At 59.3% G+C, this 14,604-nt stretch carries 16 protein-coding genes; 9 read left to right on the forward strand and 7 right to left on the reverse strand.

The annotated features are described in order from the left end of the window. Positions 1–168: 168 nt before the first annotated feature. Positions 169–960, reverse strand: coding sequence for a dienelactone hydrolase family protein (locus tag KGB14_RS21590; RefSeq protein WP_223488720.1), 792 nt, complete (start codon positions 958–960; stop codon positions 169–171). 146 nt (positions 961–1,106) lie between these two features. On the opposite strand from KGB14_RS21590, the gene KGB14_RS21595 reads away from it, so the two are divergent. The 4 genes from KGB14_RS21595 to KGB14_RS21610 all read left to right on the forward strand — a co-directional run bounded on the left by KGB14_RS21595 (position 1,107) and on the right by KGB14_RS21610 (position 4,899). Then, positions 1,107–1,709 carry a porin family protein gene (locus KGB14_RS21595; protein ID WP_223488721.1) on the forward strand — a complete coding sequence of 201 codons (603 nt, stop codon included), beginning with the start codon at positions 1,107–1,109 and terminating at the stop codon, positions 1,707–1,709. 296 nt (positions 1,710–2,005) lie between these two features. Further along, positions 2,006–2,683, forward strand: coding sequence for a response regulator (locus KGB14_RS21600; RefSeq protein ID WP_007899104.1), 678 nt, complete (start codon positions 2,006–2,008; stop codon positions 2,681–2,683). Continuing rightward, a complete protein-coding gene (locus KGB14_RS21605; RefSeq protein ID WP_223488722.1) occupies positions 2,680–4,026 on the forward strand; it encodes an ATP-binding protein in 1,347 nt (448 codons plus the stop codon). Before KGB14_RS21600 ends, KGB14_RS21605 begins: the two co-directional genes overlap by 4 nt. A gap of 513 nt (positions 4,027–4,539) precedes the next feature. After that, a complete protein-coding gene (locus KGB14_RS21610; RefSeq protein ID WP_223488723.1) occupies positions 4,540–4,899 on the forward strand; it encodes a DUF6124 family protein in 360 nt (119 codons plus the stop codon). 108 nt (positions 4,900–5,007) lie between these two features. Here the strand turns inward: KGB14_RS21610 and KGB14_RS21615 are convergent, their stop codons facing one another. Then, positions 5,008–6,006, reverse strand: a complete 999-nt coding sequence (locus KGB14_RS21615; RefSeq protein WP_223488724.1) for an AraC family transcriptional regulator — start codon at positions 6,004–6,006, stop codon at positions 5,008–5,010. A 338-nt stretch (positions 6,007–6,344) separates the two neighbouring features. Here KGB14_RS21615 and KGB14_RS21620 point away from each other — a divergent pair, with 338 nt between their 5' ends. Next, positions 6,345–7,679 carry a dicarboxylate/amino acid:cation symporter gene (locus KGB14_RS21620; RefSeq protein ID WP_223488725.1) on the forward strand — a complete coding sequence of 445 codons (1,335 nt, stop codon included), beginning with the start codon at positions 6,345–6,347 and terminating at the stop codon, positions 7,677–7,679. A 143-nt stretch (positions 7,680–7,822) separates the two neighbouring features. After that, positions 7,823–9,004 carry a CaiB/BaiF CoA transferase family protein gene (locus KGB14_RS21625; RefSeq protein WP_223488726.1) on the forward strand — a complete coding sequence of 394 codons (1,182 nt, stop codon included), beginning with the start codon at positions 7,823–7,825 and terminating at the stop codon, positions 9,002–9,004. Positions 9,005–9,141: 137 nt separating this feature from the next. On the opposite strand, the gene KGB14_RS21630 is transcribed toward KGB14_RS21625, so the two are convergent. Together KGB14_RS21630 and KGB14_RS21635 are read right to left on the reverse strand one after the other, a co-directional pair. Then, positions 9,142–9,636: a SprT family zinc-dependent metalloprotease gene (locus KGB14_RS21630; RefSeq protein ID WP_110964473.1), complete on the reverse strand. Its 495-nt coding sequence runs from the start codon at positions 9,634–9,636 to the stop codon at positions 9,142–9,144. A gap of 158 nt (positions 9,637–9,794) precedes the next feature. Beyond that, positions 9,795–10,397: a Yip1 family protein gene (locus KGB14_RS21635; RefSeq protein WP_223488727.1), complete on the reverse strand. Its 603-nt coding sequence runs from the start codon at positions 10,395–10,397 to the stop codon at positions 9,795–9,797. A 417-nt stretch (positions 10,398–10,814) separates the two neighbouring features. Here KGB14_RS21635 and ttcA point away from each other — a divergent pair, with 417 nt between their 5' ends. Both ttcA and KGB14_RS21645 read left to right on the forward strand, forming a co-directional pair. Then, positions 10,815–11,639: a tRNA 2-thiocytidine(32) synthetase TtcA gene (gene ttcA / locus KGB14_RS21640; RefSeq protein ID WP_223488728.1), complete on the forward strand. Its 825-nt coding sequence runs from the start codon at positions 10,815–10,817 to the stop codon at positions 11,637–11,639. A gap of 131 nt (positions 11,640–11,770) precedes the next feature. Next, the gene (locus tag KGB14_RS21645; protein ID WP_223488729.1) at positions 11,771–12,445 is read left to right on the forward strand and encodes a DNA-3-methyladenine glycosylase I; all 675 of its coding nucleotides are present in this window, start codon (positions 11,771–11,773) and stop codon (positions 12,443–12,445) included. Between the two features lie 99 nt (positions 12,446–12,544). Here KGB14_RS21645 and KGB14_RS21650 read toward each other — a convergent pair whose 3' ends face one another. The 3 genes from KGB14_RS21650 to arsC are packed head-to-tail and all read right to left on the reverse strand — an operon-like array spanning position 12,545 to position 13,918. Next, entirely contained in the window at positions 12,545–12,970 is a 426-nt protein-coding gene (locus KGB14_RS21650; protein ID WP_223488730.1) for a DUF2069 domain-containing protein, read from the reverse strand. Position 12,971: 1 nt separating this feature from the next. After that, positions 12,972–13,568, reverse strand: coding sequence for an NAD(P)H:quinone oxidoreductase (gene wrbA / locus KGB14_RS21655; RefSeq protein ID WP_223488731.1), 597 nt, complete (start codon positions 13,566–13,568; stop codon positions 12,972–12,974). Beyond that, positions 13,565–13,918 (reverse strand): arsenate reductase (glutaredoxin), encoded by a 354-nt coding sequence (gene arsC / locus KGB14_RS21660; RefSeq protein WP_223488732.1) that lies wholly within the window; start codon positions 13,916–13,918, stop codon positions 13,565–13,567. The genes wrbA and arsC overlap by 4 nt, the downstream gene beginning before the upstream one ends. A 114-nt stretch (positions 13,919–14,032) precedes the next feature. Between arsC and KGB14_RS21665 the strand changes: the two genes are divergently transcribed. Beyond that, on the forward strand, positions 14,033–14,500 hold the full coding sequence (locus KGB14_RS21665) for a TlpA family protein disulfide reductase (RefSeq protein WP_223488733.1): 468 nt from the start codon (positions 14,033–14,035) through the stop codon (positions 14,498–14,500). Positions 14,501–14,604 lie beyond the last annotated feature (104 nt).

Consider the following 14,604-nt stretch of genomic DNA (forward strand, 5'->3'; position numbering starts at 1 on the left):
ATTCATGACGGGCATTTTGCCGGGTTGCCTTGAGGCTGGGTAGTCCCAAGGTTCATATCTGCGGTGCGGCTATCGCGAGCAGGCTCGCTCCCACACTGGATATATGCAACTTCACAAATCCCTGTGGGAGCGAGCCTGCTCGCGATGGCCGCGACGCGGTCTACCGGTTTAACCAAAAATCTTCTTGAAAAACGCCTGCATGTCCGCCCAGGACTTCTCATCCGCGGCCTTGTTATAACCAATGTCCGGCCCGCCGTGGTCACCATGGCTCAGACGATCCGCATCGGGATTGCTGAACCCGTGTTTGGCGCCTTCGAGGCTGACAAACTTATAGTCGGCACCGGCCTTGTCCATTTCCGCCTTGAACGCCGCCACGTTATCCGCCGTCACCATGCTGTCCAGCGCGCCATGCTCCACCAGGATTTTCGCTTTCACACTGCCCGGGGTTGCCGGTGTGTTGGTCGCCAGCGCACCGTGGAAACTCACCACGCCCGCCAGCGGCAAGCCCTGACGTGCTGCATTCAGCACCACTGCGCCGCCGAAGCAATAACCGATGGCCGCCAGTTTGGCCGGATCGGTTTGCGGCTGTTTCTTCAGCAAGTCGAGGCCGGCCTGAAACCGCGCACTGGCCGCTGCGCTGTCTTTCGAGGCGGCTTGCATGAACGCCATGGCGTCCTTGGGGTGTTCGGTGTTCTTGCCGTCGCCATACATGTCGATGGCCAATGCGCTGTAACCCAGACCCGCCAGATCACGGGCGCGGCGCTTGGCGTAGTCGTTGAGGCCCCACCACTCATGCACGACTACCACGCCCGGGCGCGGGCCTTTGATGGTGTCGTCGTAGGCGTAGTAGCCGATCAGTTGGGTACCGTCGGCACTCTGGTACGGAATTTCCCGGGTCTGGATGGCGGCCTGGCTGAGCCCGCTAAGAGCCAGTAATACGAGGGCGAGAAACACGCGCATGATCAATCTCCTTATTAAAAAACGTCAAAACAGCGTAGTCGATGTGATTCAGCTTAGGTTCAGAGTGCGTTCAGGGGGAGTTCAGGGCCGGGTGCGTAACCTTGCCCCGTACCCAAAAAGCACATAGCGCATGAGGAAACTCCCCAATGACTACTTTAAAAAAACTGCTTCTGGCTTTCACCATGATGGGCGCCAGTGTTGCGGCCCACGCCGATACCACCAATTTTGCCGGCCTGACCTTTGGCCAGACCAGCGACAAGGTTAAAAAATCCAACGCCCTGAACGACAACCTCAACCACCCGAACGCCGACGGTGTGATCGGCAAGGACAACACCTGGGGCGTGCGTCTGGGCCAGCAAGACAGCAAGGGCCGCTACTACGCCACTTACGACAATGTGTCGGGCTCGCATAATGGCATTAAACTGCGCCAGGAAAACCTGCTGGGCAGCTACGATCTGTTCTACCCGGTGGGGGGCAGCACCAAACTGTTTGGCGGCGCCACGGCCGGTTTGACCAAACTGACCCAGGAGTCGCCAGGCTTCAGTCGCGACAGCGACATCGGTTACGCCATCGGTGGCCAGGTGGGTGTATTGCAGCAAGTTTCACAAAACACCTCGGTCGAGCTGGGTTACCGTTACCTGCGCAGCAACGCCAGCACCGAGATGAGCGAGCGCGGCGGCAGCAAACAGGGTTCGCTGGATTTGACCAGCAGCGCCCAGACTTACCTGTCCGCCAACTACGCTTTCTAAAAAGCGTTTCGCGAGGGTATGCGTCGAGGCCGGTAAGTTAAGGTGCGCGAACTTGTGGGAGCGAGCCTGCTCGCGATGACGGCGGTAAATTCAGCATTAATATTGGCTGACCCGCCGCTATCGCGAGCAGGCTCGCTCCCACAGGACTGCGGTGTTCAAGTCCTTAACTTACTGGCATTAGTGCACACGCCGGATCAACCCAAGGTTGATCCGGCGTCGCCATGTTAGCCATCGAGGTACACATGCCTTTGTATGTGTTGCGCCTTTGGAGATATTGATTTGCCCAGGAGAGCGTTATGAAATTGCTGGTCGTCGAAGATGAAGCGCTGTTGCGCCATCACCTGCAAACCCGCCTGACGGATAGCGGTCACGTGGTCGAGTCCGTGGCCAACGCGGAGGAGGCGCTGTATCAGGCCGAGCAGTTCAACCATGACCTGGCGGTGATCGACCTCGGTCTGCCGGGCATGGGTGGGCTCGATCTGATCCGCCAACTGCGCTCCCGGGGCAAGACCTTTCCGATCCTGATCCTCACCGCGCGCGGCAACTGGCAAGACAAGGTCGAAGGCCTCGCCGCCGGTGCCGACGACTACGTGGTCAAGCCGTTCCAGTTCGAAGAGCTGGACGCCCGGCTCAATGCCCTGCTGCGCCGTTCCAGCGGTTTCACCCAGTCGACCATCGTCGCCGGTCCCTTGCTGCTGGACCTCAACCGCAAACAGGCGTCCCTCGATGAACAACCGCTTGCGTTGACCGCCTACGAATACCGGATCCTCGAGTACCTGATGCGGCATCACCAGCAAGTGGTGGCCAAGGACCGCCTGATGGAGCAGCTCTACCCGGATGACGGCGAGCGCGATCCAAATGTGATTGAAGTATTGGTCGGCCGCTTGCGCCGCAAACTCGAAGGCCCGGCCGGCTTCAAGCCGATCGATACCGTGCGTGGCCTGGGCTACCTGTTCAATGAGCGCTGCACTTGATTCGTTCCCTTCGTGTCCGCTTGATGCTCGCCGCCACGATCCTGGCGGTGTTGTTCATGCTGGCGTTGCTGCCAGCGATGCAGGGTGCGTTCAGCCTGGCGTTGCAGGATTCCATCGAGCAGCGCCTGGCGTCGGACGTCACCACGCTGATCTCCGCCGCGCGGGTGGATAACAACCGCTTGCAGATGCCGGCGCAGTTGCCTGATGAACGTTTCAACCTGACCGACAGCCGTTTGCTCGGTTACATCTATGATCGCGAAGCTCATCTGGTCTGGCGCTCGAAGGCTACCCAGGAAGAGAACATCAATTACAAGCCGCGTTACGACGGGCGCGGTAACGAGTTCGCGAGAATTCGCGAAGCCAATGGTGAAGAGTTCTTCGTCTATGACGTCGAGGTCAAACTGCTCGGCGGCAAAAGTGCCGCGTTCAGCATCGTCGCGCTGCAACCGGTGCGCGAATACGAACTCACCCTCGAAGGCCTGCGGGAAAACCTCTATCTGGGCTTCGGCGCAGCTTTGCTGGTGTTGCTCTCCTTACTGTGGATCGGCCTGACCTGGGGTTTGCAGGCATTGCGCCGGCTGAGCCAGGAGCTGGACCAGATCGAAAGCGGCACTCGAGAAAGCCTCAGCGAACAACACCCGCGCGAACTGCTGCGCCTGACCGGCTCGCTCAACCGCTTGTTGCACAGTGAACGTGAACAGCGCAGCCGTTATCGCGACTCCCTCGACGATCTGGCCCACAGCCTGAAAACTCCGCTGACGGTCTTGCAAGGGGTCAGCGAAGACATGGCGAAAAAGCCGCAAGAGCGCAATCAGGCCTGGGTGCTGCAAACCCAGATCGAACGCATGAGTCAGCAGATCAGCTATCAGCTGCAACGCGCCAGCCTGCGCAAAAGCGGTCTGGTGCGCCATCAGGTGCGCCTGCGCCCGGTGCTGCAAAGCCTCTGCGACACGCTGGACAAGGTCTATCGTGACAAACACGTGCGCGTCGCTTTCGACCTGCCGGAGCAGTGCTACGTGCCGATCGAGCAGGGCGCCTTGCTGGAAATGATGGGTAACCTGTTGGAAAACGCCTATCGCCTGTGCCTCGGCGAAGTGCGCATCAGCGTGCGTGAAACCCTCAGCGGGATTGAGCTCTGCGTCGAGGACGACGGCCCCGGCGTGCCACCGGATCAGCGTGCGCGGATTCTGCAGCGGGGCGAGCGGCTGGATCGCCAGCATCCGGGGCAGGGGATCGGGTTGGCGGTGGTCAAGGACATTATCGAGAGCTATAGCGCCAAGCTGACACTGGGGGATTCGCCAATGGGCGGGGCGGCGTTCCGGATTCATTTTCCGGTGGTTTAGTGATTGGCTGGGCGGGCCTCATCGCGAGCAGGCTCGCTCCCACATTGGATCTGTGGCATTCACAAATACCGTATTCACAGCCACTCCCCTGTGGGAGCGAGCCTGCTCGCGATGAGGCCGGTTCAGCCACCACAAGTCTCGGTGTCAGACCGCTAAACAAGCGCTGTTTAAACGACACTTCCAGATACTCTCCCAGGCTACACATCCTTGCGCCGCTGCCTACGACTGCGCCAGAATCCGCCGGCTTGTGCGCCTTGAGGCCGGGCTCTATCGTTTCCGGGTCGCTGACAAATCAGCGATCGGGTTTAGCGACCCGAACCTTTGTAGGCGCAACAGCGCTCCCAACTCTCTTTCAGATTGTTCATGTCTGCGATTGAAGTTATGGCGGCTGTGCGTGGGAGACCTTCGGGTCTGCCGGGCGCCTACACCCGGTTCGCTAACCTGCGTGCAGCCGCCACCCATACTTGTTTAGCGACAGGTCTCGGTGGCTCCATTTACTGTAGGAGAGTCATCATGTTCAAACCAACACCCAATCCCCCGGAAACCGATCCAACATCCCCCTACGAATCCCTCGATTCCAAAAAGCTCAACGAAGCCGCCGACCGCGCCCTTGATCACTACCTCAAACCGCCCATCCCCAAAGACACCCAGCGCAAACCCAGCACCATTTACCATGTCGGCGCCGAGGTCGATAACGAAACCCTGCTGATCAACGCCTGCGAATCCCTGGCATCGGCCAGCATGATGCTCAGTGAGTTCGCCGGATTGATGGACATGCCACATCGCAACGTGATGTTGGGGATTCAATCGGTGGTCATGCTGGGTGAGTTGGCAGTCAATCGGGTGCTGGATAACTTCGATCCGCGAGGCTAGCCAGAAAAAGCAAAAGATCGCAGCCTCGTTTCACTCGACAGCTCCTACAGGGAAATACAAAACCCATGTAGGCGCTGTCGAGTGAAACGAGGCTGCGATCTTTTGATCTTAAAGCTCCTGAGCGCGATAGGCCCCAGGCGTCAACCCCGTCCACTTCTTGAACGCCCGGTGAAACGCCGAAGGCTCGGAAAACCCCAGCTGCTCGGCAATCTGTTGCAACGACAGATCCGCGCGCCCCAAATGATAAATCGCAATGTCCCGCCGCAACTGGTCCTTCAACTCCTGAAAACTCGTGCCTTCCTCGCGCAAATGCCGACGCAAGGTTTGTGGGCTGATGTGTAGGTGCGCGGCCACCGCTTCCAGGTCTGGCCAGCGCGCACTGTCGCGGCTGAGCAAGCGCCGCAACTGGCTGCTCAGGCTGTCGCCGTCATCCGGGCGCGAGAGCAGGTCGGCGGGGGAGTGTTCGAGGAAATGTTTGAGGGTGCGTTCGTCCTGCAACAGCGGCATGTTCAGGTAGCGGCTGTGGAACAGCAGGCTGCTCTGCGCCGCGCAAAACTGCATCGGGCAGGGGAACATCAATTCGTATTCGCCGGCGTGTTCCGGGCGTGGATAGCTGAACGTTGCCTGCTCCAGGCGCATGCGCTGGCCGATCAGCCAACTGCCGAGCCGATGCCACACCATCAGCTGGCTCTCGGTGAGGAAATGGTCCGGATCCTGGAACTTCGAATCATCGAGGCTCAGGCGGACCATTTCGCCTTCGCGGGTCAGGGTCAGACGCGGACCGTCGGGGAATAGGCTATAAAACAATAAGCCGCGATGGAGTGCTTTTTCCAGATTGCGGCAGTGAATCACGGCATGGCACATCATCGCGAAGCAACCGGTTTTACTCGGAACCGGCCCGAATCCCAGGTATTCGTCGTCCAGTGCCAGCCACAAACCCTGGATCAAACGAGTGAACTGCTCAGGCGCGATGCGCGCGCGCGGCTCATCCAGCAACTCGGGGCTGATGCCCAGTTGTTGCAGCAGGTTTGAATAGTCATAACCCAGGCGGCGCGCGCCACCGAGGGCGGCACGGGCGAAATGACTGGCGATAGTGCGTTCGCGCATAGCAGGCATGTCCGTCCATTGAGCGACGGATGGTAGCCGCGCTGACCGGTGACGAACAAGGCGGATATCCGCCAAATTGTAGGACGAGGTCTGGTCGATTGGCGGAAATCCGCCACTTTTGCGTAATCATTTGGTGGCAAGGAGAAACTTGCAACCCTTGATGTCAAAAGGCTTGCCGGCGTTTTGACGAAGGTGGCACGAGCCTTGCGATACAAGCCGCAGAGACCTGCGTCGCGCAGCTCGACAAAACAAATCCCTCCAGTGCAGGAGGGTTCGCAATTGAAGTGCCTTGGGCAACAGATGGATGTTGTCACCGGGCACTCTTGAGGAACTTTGCAATGACGACTCGTCAGCCACTGTACAAATCCCTGTATTTCCAGGTGATCGTTGCCATCGCCATCGGCATCCTGGTCGGTCACTTCTACCCGCAGACCGGCGTGGCCCTCAAGCCGCTGGGTGACGGGTTCATCAAACTGATCAAAATGATCATCGCTCCGATCATCTTCTGCACCGTCGTCAGCGGTATCGCGGGCATGCAGGACATGAAGTCGGTCGGCAAGACCGGCGGTTACGCGCTGCTGTATTTCGAAATCGTTTCGACTATCGCCTTGCTGGTCGGTCTGGTCGTGGTCAACATCGTGCAGCCGGGTAGCGGCATGCATATCGACGTCACCACGCTGGATGCCTCCAAAATCGCTACCTACGTTGCTGCTGGTGCGGATCAAAGCGTCATTGGCTTCCTGCTGAATGTCATCCCGTCCACCATCATCGGCGCGTTCGCCACGGGCGATATTCTGCAAGTGCTGATGTTCTCGGTGATCTTCGGTTTCGCCCTGCATCGCCTGGGTGCCTATGGCAAACCGATCCTGGACTTCATCGATCGTTTTGCCCACGTGATGTTCAACATCATCAACATGATCATGAAGCTCGCGCCACTCGGTGCCCTCGGCGCCATGGCGTTCACCATCGGTGCCTACGGTGTCGGTTCGCTGGTGCAACTGGGTCAGTTGATGGCGTGCTTCTACATCACTTGCCTCGTGTTCGTACTGGTCGTACTGGGCGGTATCGCTCGCGCTCACGGCTTCAGCGTGCTGAAAGTGATTCGCTACATCCGTGAAGAACTGCTGATCGTGTTGGGCACCTCTTCTTCGGAATCGGTACTGCCACGCATGCTGATCAAGATGGAGCGTCTGGGCGCGCAGAAGTCCGTTGTGGGTCTGGTGATCCCGACCGGTTACTCGTTCAACCTCGACGGTACGGCGATCTACCTGACCATGGCTGCGGTGTTCATTGCTCAGGCCACCGACACTCACATGGACATCACTCACCAGATCACTCTGCTGGTGGTGTTGCTGCTGTCCTCCAAAGGCGCTGCTGGCGTAACCGGTAGTGGCTTCATCGTGTTGGCCGCTACCTTGTCCGCCGTTGGCCACCTGCCGGTTGCCGGCCTGGCGCTGATCCTCGGTATCGACCGCTTCATGTCCGAAGCCCGCGCACTGACCAACCTGGTCGGCAACGCCGTCGCTACCCTGGTTGTGGCCAAGTGGGTCAAGGAACTGGATACCGACGTACTGCAAGCCGAACTGGCCTCGGGCGGTCGCGGTATTGCCGACGAGCCTAAAGACGATGTTCTGGGCCACGTCGAAGGGGCAACCCCGACGAACGCCAAGTAAGCCTTGTTGTAATGAAAAACCCGCTTCGGCGGGTTTTTCATTTCTGCGATTTGAGCGTAACGGTCACAGCTGCTGACACATCAGGTGATTGCCGCAATGGCATTGGCTGCCTAGGCTGGAAGCATCGTTGACGGAGATTGCTCATGCTCGGCCCACTGGCATCACTCAAGGTTCTGGATTTCTCGACATTGCTGCCGGGGCCGTTCGCCTCGTTGCTGCTGGCAGACATGGGCGCCGAGGTGCTGCGCATCGAATCGCCGACCCGCATGGACCTGTTGCGGGTCCTGCCACCCCATGATCAAGGCGTGTCGGCCAGCCACGCGTACCTCAATCGCAACAAACGCAGCCTGGCCCTGGACCTCAAGCAGCCCGAGGCGCTGGAGGTGATCAAGCAATTGCTGCAGGACTACGACATTGTGCTGGAGCAGTTCCGTCCCGGGGCAATGGAACGCTTGGGCCTGGGTTATGAGGCCTTGAAGGCAATCAATCCGCGGCTGATTTATGTGTCGATCACCGGCTACGGCCAGACCGGCCCCTACCGGGATCGCGCCGGCCATGACATCAACTACCTGGCGCTGGCGGGGCTGGCCAGCTACACCGGCCGTGCCGACAGCGGCCCATTGCCATTGGGCGTGCAGGTGGCGGATGTCGCGGGCGGTTCGTTGCATGGGGTGATCGGGCTGCTGGCCGCAGTGATCGCGCGGCAGCAGACCGGGCAGGGGCAGCATCTGGATGTGAGCATGACCGACTGCGCCTTCAGCCTGAACGCCATGGCCGGCGCCGGGTACCTGGCCTGTGGCGTGGAGCCGGGCAGGGAAGACCAGATGCTCAACGGCGGCAGCTTCTACGACTATTACCGTTCGCGCGACGGGCGCTGGTTATCGGTGGGCAGTCTGGAGCCAGCGTTCATGAAACAGCTGTGTACGGCGCTGGGGGTGGAGGAACTGGCGGCCCAGGGCTTGTCGCCCATACCCGCCCGGCAACAGGCACTCAAGGAGGCGTTGAAAGTTGAATTCGAAAAATACGATTTCGACGAGTTGTGCGCGTTGTTTGCCGAACTCGATGCATGCGTCGAGCCGGTGTTGAGCCTGGGTGAAGCGCTCCTGCACCCGCAGTTACAGGCCCGGGAGCTGGTCACCAACGTGCCGCGGGGCGATGGTTCGACTCAGGCGCAGATGGCCTGCCCGTTGAAGTTTTCGGATGGCTTGCCTGAGCCACGGCATATCGGGGCGGTGCTGGGGCAGCATACCGATCAAGTGTTGGGGGAGTTGGGGTTTAGTGTTGAGCGGATTGAAGAGCTGCGGCGTATTAAGGTGGTTGTGTAGTGTGGGTTCAGGGCCTCATCGCGAGCAGGCTCGCTCCCACATTTGATCTGCGGCGTTCACAATTAATGTGTCCTCAGGAGATCCCTGTGGGAGCGAGCCTGCTCGCGATGGCACCGGCCCAAACACCAAAAATCCCGCTACTCGACCCGCATTTCCCCACTGAACACCAACGTGCTTCTGCACCGCCGGCACAGATACCGCCGCCCCTGTCTCACCAAACCATGACGCTGGGCCGAAAACGGGAAATCGCTGTCGGGGCACGGGCATTTGTAGATGTAGCGGGTCACGCTGCGGCGCTTGACGTCATAGGTGTGGCAGCGATTGGGCGGCAGTTCGTAGACGCCGCGCATGATCAATTGCCACTCTTCACCATGGGGCTGGATGCGGTCGCCGAACAGTTGATGGGCGATCAGGTGCGCCACTTCATGCGCCACGGTCTGCTTGAGGAAATCTTCGGTGTTTTCCCGGTACAGCTGCGGATTGAAGCGCAGCAGGTTCTCGTGCAAATGCGCGACGCCGGCTTTTTGCCCGCGCAGCTTGAGGCTCACCACGGGGCGTTTGAAAGGTCGTTTGAAAAAGGATTCGGCTAGTTGGAAACAGTCTTCGACGCGGGTATTGAGCTGCTCGGGCATGCTTGATGGATCTCCAGAGACGTCGAGTATGCCGCAACCCTCGGGACTTGCGAATCGTTCAGGCGCCGAATGGTCGTCGCTCCTGCTCTTTCTTAGAGAGTAGAAGGCCGCCTTGCGGCGGCCTGTATTGGCAGATCTTGTTTTTGGTGGGTGTGTTGCTAATTCGTATAGACCGGTCCCACGCCAAGTCCCCAGACAATCACCGTGAACGCCATGATGGCCACCAACACCACCAATCCAACCGCGAGCACGGAGCTTGAGAACAGAAATCCCTCGTCCGACGGAATATTCATGAAGGTCGGCAGGCCCACATACAGCAGGTACACCGTGTAGCAGATGGCCGCGGTGCCGACGATCATCCCCAGCCACATGTGCGGGTACAGCGCCGCCAGGCCGCCGATGAACAACGGTGTCGCGGTGTACGTGGCGAACGCGACACAGCGCGCCAGGCTCGGGTTGGCGTCATAGGTGCGCGCCATCCAGTGGATGAAGGCGCCCATTACCGCGACCCCCCCCAGCATCGCCAGGTACGACATGACGGTCATCCAGAGTGCGCTTTCCGTGGTCAGCATCACCGGTGCCCGGCTACCGATGACCCAGCCGACCTGCGTGGTCCCGATAAATGCCGACACGGCGGGGATCGCCGCCAGAATCAGGGTGTGCGTCAGGTACATGTGGCTGATGCTTTCCTCCTGGTCGCCACGGATGTCTTTCCATTCCTGGTCAGGGTGGGTGAAGAGCCCCACTACGTGATGGATCATGCCAGTCACTCCTCTTGTTGTTGCCATCGCCCCCCAGCGGAGCGCTTACGGGCCAAAGTGGCCAGGTAAGTACAGGTCTGAATACGTGTGCGACCTTATGTCGCAGTATAGAAAGGAGTTAACGGCAATAGTGCGAGGGCTTTAGAGCAAATCGCGCTGTAAAGCACCCCGGTAATCGCGCAAATGCATTGGGAACTTGATCTTTGCCGGTGCTGAATTGACTGAAGATCGTGAATATGTAGATCTCGCAGGAGCTGCCGCAGGCTGCGATCTTTTGATTTTGCTTTTTTAACAACAAGATCAAAAGATCGCAGCCTTCGGCAGCTCCTACAGGGGGCGATCCGTCAGGGCTCTTCGCCCTTGAAGGGTTTTTGCGTAAAATGCCGGCCTTTCGTCACACCTCACGGATTTCGCGTCATGGGCACTCTTACGGTCAACCAGAACAAACTGCAAAAGCGCCTTCGCCGCCAGGCCGGTGAGGCTGTCGCCGATTTCAACATGATTGAAGACGGCGACAAGGTCATGGTCTGCCTGTCCGGTGGCAAGGACAGCTACACCATGCTCGACGTGTTGATGCATTTGCAGAAGGTCGCTCCGATCAAGTTCGAGATCGTTGCCGTGAACATGGACCAGAAGCAGCCAGGTTTCCCCGAGCACGTGCTGCCGGCCTATCTCAAAGAACTCGGTATCGAGTACCACATCGTCGAGAAAGACACCTATTCGGTGGTCAAGGAGCTGATCCCGGAAGGCAAGACCACCTGCTCGCTGTGCTCTCGCCTGCGTCGCGGCACGCTCTATACCTTTGCCGATGAAATCGGCGCGACCAAAATGGCCCTCGGTCATCACCGCGACGACATCGTCGAGACGTTCTTCCTGAACATGTTCTTCAACGGTTCACTCAAGGCCATGCCGCCGAAGCTGCGCGCCGATGACGGTCGCAACGTGGTGATCCGCCCGCTGGCCTACTGCAACGAAAAAGACATTCAGGCCTACTCGGACTTCAAGCAATTCCCGATCATCCCGTGCAACCTCTGCGGCTCCCAGGAAAACCTGCAACGCCAAGTGGTCAAAGAGATGCTGCTGGACTGGGAACGCAAAACCCCGGGCCGTACCGAAAGCATTTTCCGCAGCCTGCAAAACGTGATCCCGTCGCAACTGGCGGACCGCAACCTGTTCGACTTCACCAATCTGCGCATCGATGAAACCGCCGCTTCGCGGTTCGTCAACGTAGTAAACCTCTGACACAAATTGTGTGGGAGCGAGCCTGCTCGTGATAGCGTTCTGTCAGACACATCAGTGTTGACTGATACGGCGCCATCGCGAGCGGGTTCGCTCCCACAGTTGATTTTTCGCTTCAATCCTCAGGAGAGGGCATGCGCGATTACAAGTGGCTGCACGAATACTGCCTGAACCGCTTCGGTTCGGCGGCTGAACTGGAAGCCCATCTGCCCGTTCCCAAGACCCCGGCGCAATTGCGCAAGATCAGCGACGACCGCTACCTCTCGACCATGGCGTTGCGCGTGTTCCGCGCCGGGCTCAAGCACAGCCTGGTGGATGCCAAGTGGCCGGCCTTCGAAGAAGTGTTCTTCAAGTTCGACCCGGAAAAAGTCGTGCTGATGAGCGCCGAGCATCTGGAGCGCTTGATGCAGGACGCACGGATCATCCGTCACCTGGGCAAACTCAAGAGCGTGCCGCGCAATGCGCAGTTCATTCTGGACGTGGCCCATGAGAAGGGCAGCTTTGGTGCTCTGATCGCCGATTGGCCGGTGACCGATATCGTCGGGTTGTGGACCTACCTGAAAAAGCATGGGCATCAGTTGGGCGGGTTATCGGTGCCGCGCTTCTTGCGCATGGTCGGCAAGGACACTTTCGTGCCGAGCTACGACGTGGTCGCGGCGCTGAGTGCGCAGAAGATCGTCGACAAGGTGCCGAGCAGTTTGCGGGATCTGGCCACGGTGCAGGGTGTATTCAACCAGTGGCACGAAGAGAGCGGTGGGCGGCCGATGAGCCAGATTTCGATGATGCTGGCGTACACAGTGAATCATTGAGACCGAGTCGCCCGCATCGCGAGCAGGCTCGCTCCCACATTGGATTGGCGTCGTTCACAAATCCCCTGTGGGAGCGAGCCTGCTCGCGATAGAGGTGTGTCAGGCTGCGGAAGTCTCGCCTTCACCCGCCAACTTGCGGTTCAACTGAAACCGCCACCGCACATACAACATTGCCGAGCAGAACACCGCCAGGCTCGCGCCCATCTCCAGTAAACCGAACAGCTGCCGGTTCGGGTCATAGGCGGCCAATGCGCCCTTGATGAAATACAGGTTCACCACAAAACACATCCACGAATGCCCGCGGGTGCTGCCGGTTATCATGCCTGGCGCCAGTATCAGCAACGGCACGAGTTCGATCAGCAAAATCACCCACGGCCGCGCGCCATGCAGGTCGGCGAATACCAGGTAGTAGGCGCAGAGCAGCCCCACCAGACCGAGAAAGCACAGCAGGCTGATGACACGCATCGCCCGTACTCGCGGTTCGAGCCATTCGATGGAAGGCAGAATCTTCGGCTTTTTAGCCATATCAGCTCACCAACTTTTGCGCAGTCTTCGCCAACCGCAGGCCCAAGGCCCGGCACAGTGCGACTTCATGTTCATTCAAGCCGCTTTTGCCATCGGCACCGGCGTGATGACTGGCGCCGTAAGGCGTACCGCCGCCGCGGGTTTCCAGCAGCGCCGATTCGCTGTAAGGCAGGCCGGTGATCAACATGCCGTGGTGCAGCAACGGCAACATCATCGACAGCAAGGTGGTTTCCTGACCGCCGTGCAGGCTCGCGGTCGAGGTGAAGACCCCGGCCGGTTTGCCCACCAGGGCGCCGGTCAGCCACAGGTTGCTGGTGCCATCGAGAAAGTATTTGAGCGGTGCGGCCATGTTGCCGAAGCGAGTCGGGCTGCCCAGGGCCAGGCCGGCGCAGTTCTTCAAGTCGTCGAGGCTGGCGTACAGCGCACCTTCATCGGGAATGTCCGGCGACACGGCTTCGCATTCGGTGGAGATCGCGGGCACGGTGCGCAGGCGCGCTTCCATACCGGCCTGCTCGACGCCACGGGCAATCTGCCGGGCCATTTCATTGGTCGAGCCGCTGCGGCTGTAATACAGCACCAGAATGTATGGCGCGCTCACGGCAACAACTCCAGCACATTCTCCGGTGGGCGACCGATGATGGCTTTGTCGCCGACTTCGAGAATCGGTCGCTCCATCAGTTTCGGGTTCGCGGCGATGGCGGCGATCAATTGCTCTTCAGTCAGGCTGCTGTCGGCCAGGTTGAGGGCTTTGTACTCGTCCTCACCGGTGCGCAGCAGTTGCCGGGCGCTGATGCCGAGTTTGGTCAGCAGGCTCTGGATTTGCGCGGCGTCCAGCGGGGTTTCCAGGTAGCGGACCACGGTCGGGGTCAGCCCACGACCTTGGAGCAGTTCGAGCGCACCGCGGGATTTCGAGCAGCGCGGGTTGTGATAAAGCGTCAGATCGGTCATGTGCGGGTCGCATCTTGCGTAAGGTGGCGGCTATTCTAACTGCGCGGCGCGTAATCCAGAACCTTGGGAGGCGATGGGTCGCAGGTGCATTTCATTTTTGACAAGGATTGAGACATGACAAGGCGACTGGCGGCGGCATTGGCGATCATCGGGGTGTTATTGCTGGGGGGCTGCGGTAATGACTATGGCATCGACCAGAACGGCCATAAAGTCGCCGCCGAGCGTTTGGACAAACAATGGCTGGTGCTCAATTACTGGGCCGAATGGTGCGGCCCGTGCCGGACCGAAATCCCGGAGTTGAACAATCTGGCCGAGCAACTCAAGGGCAAGAAAATCGGTGTGTTCGGGGTCAACTTCGATAATGTGCAGGGCGAAGAGCTGAAAAGCGCCGCCGAGAAACTGGGGATCAAATTCACCGTGCTGGCCCAGGACCCGGCGGATATCTTCGAATTGCCCCGCAGTGAAGCGCTGCCGGTGACTTACATCATCGATAACAAGGGCAAGGTGCGGGAGCAGTTGATGGGCGAGCAGACGGCGGCGGGGGTGATGGCGAAGCTTGAGGCGTTGCAGGCCAAGAATTAATCATTAGTGAGGGCAAGCCCTCATTGCGATCAGTTAAGGAAAGAATTGGACCTGTAGGAGCCAGGCTTGCCGGCGAAGGCGTACTTGTCTCTTATACACCTCTT

It is taken from the genome of Pseudomonas sp. A-RE-19 (assembly GCF_019956555.1).
In the GTDB taxonomy this organism is placed as follows: domain Bacteria; phylum Pseudomonadota; class Gammaproteobacteria; order Pseudomonadales; family Pseudomonadaceae; genus Aquipseudomonas.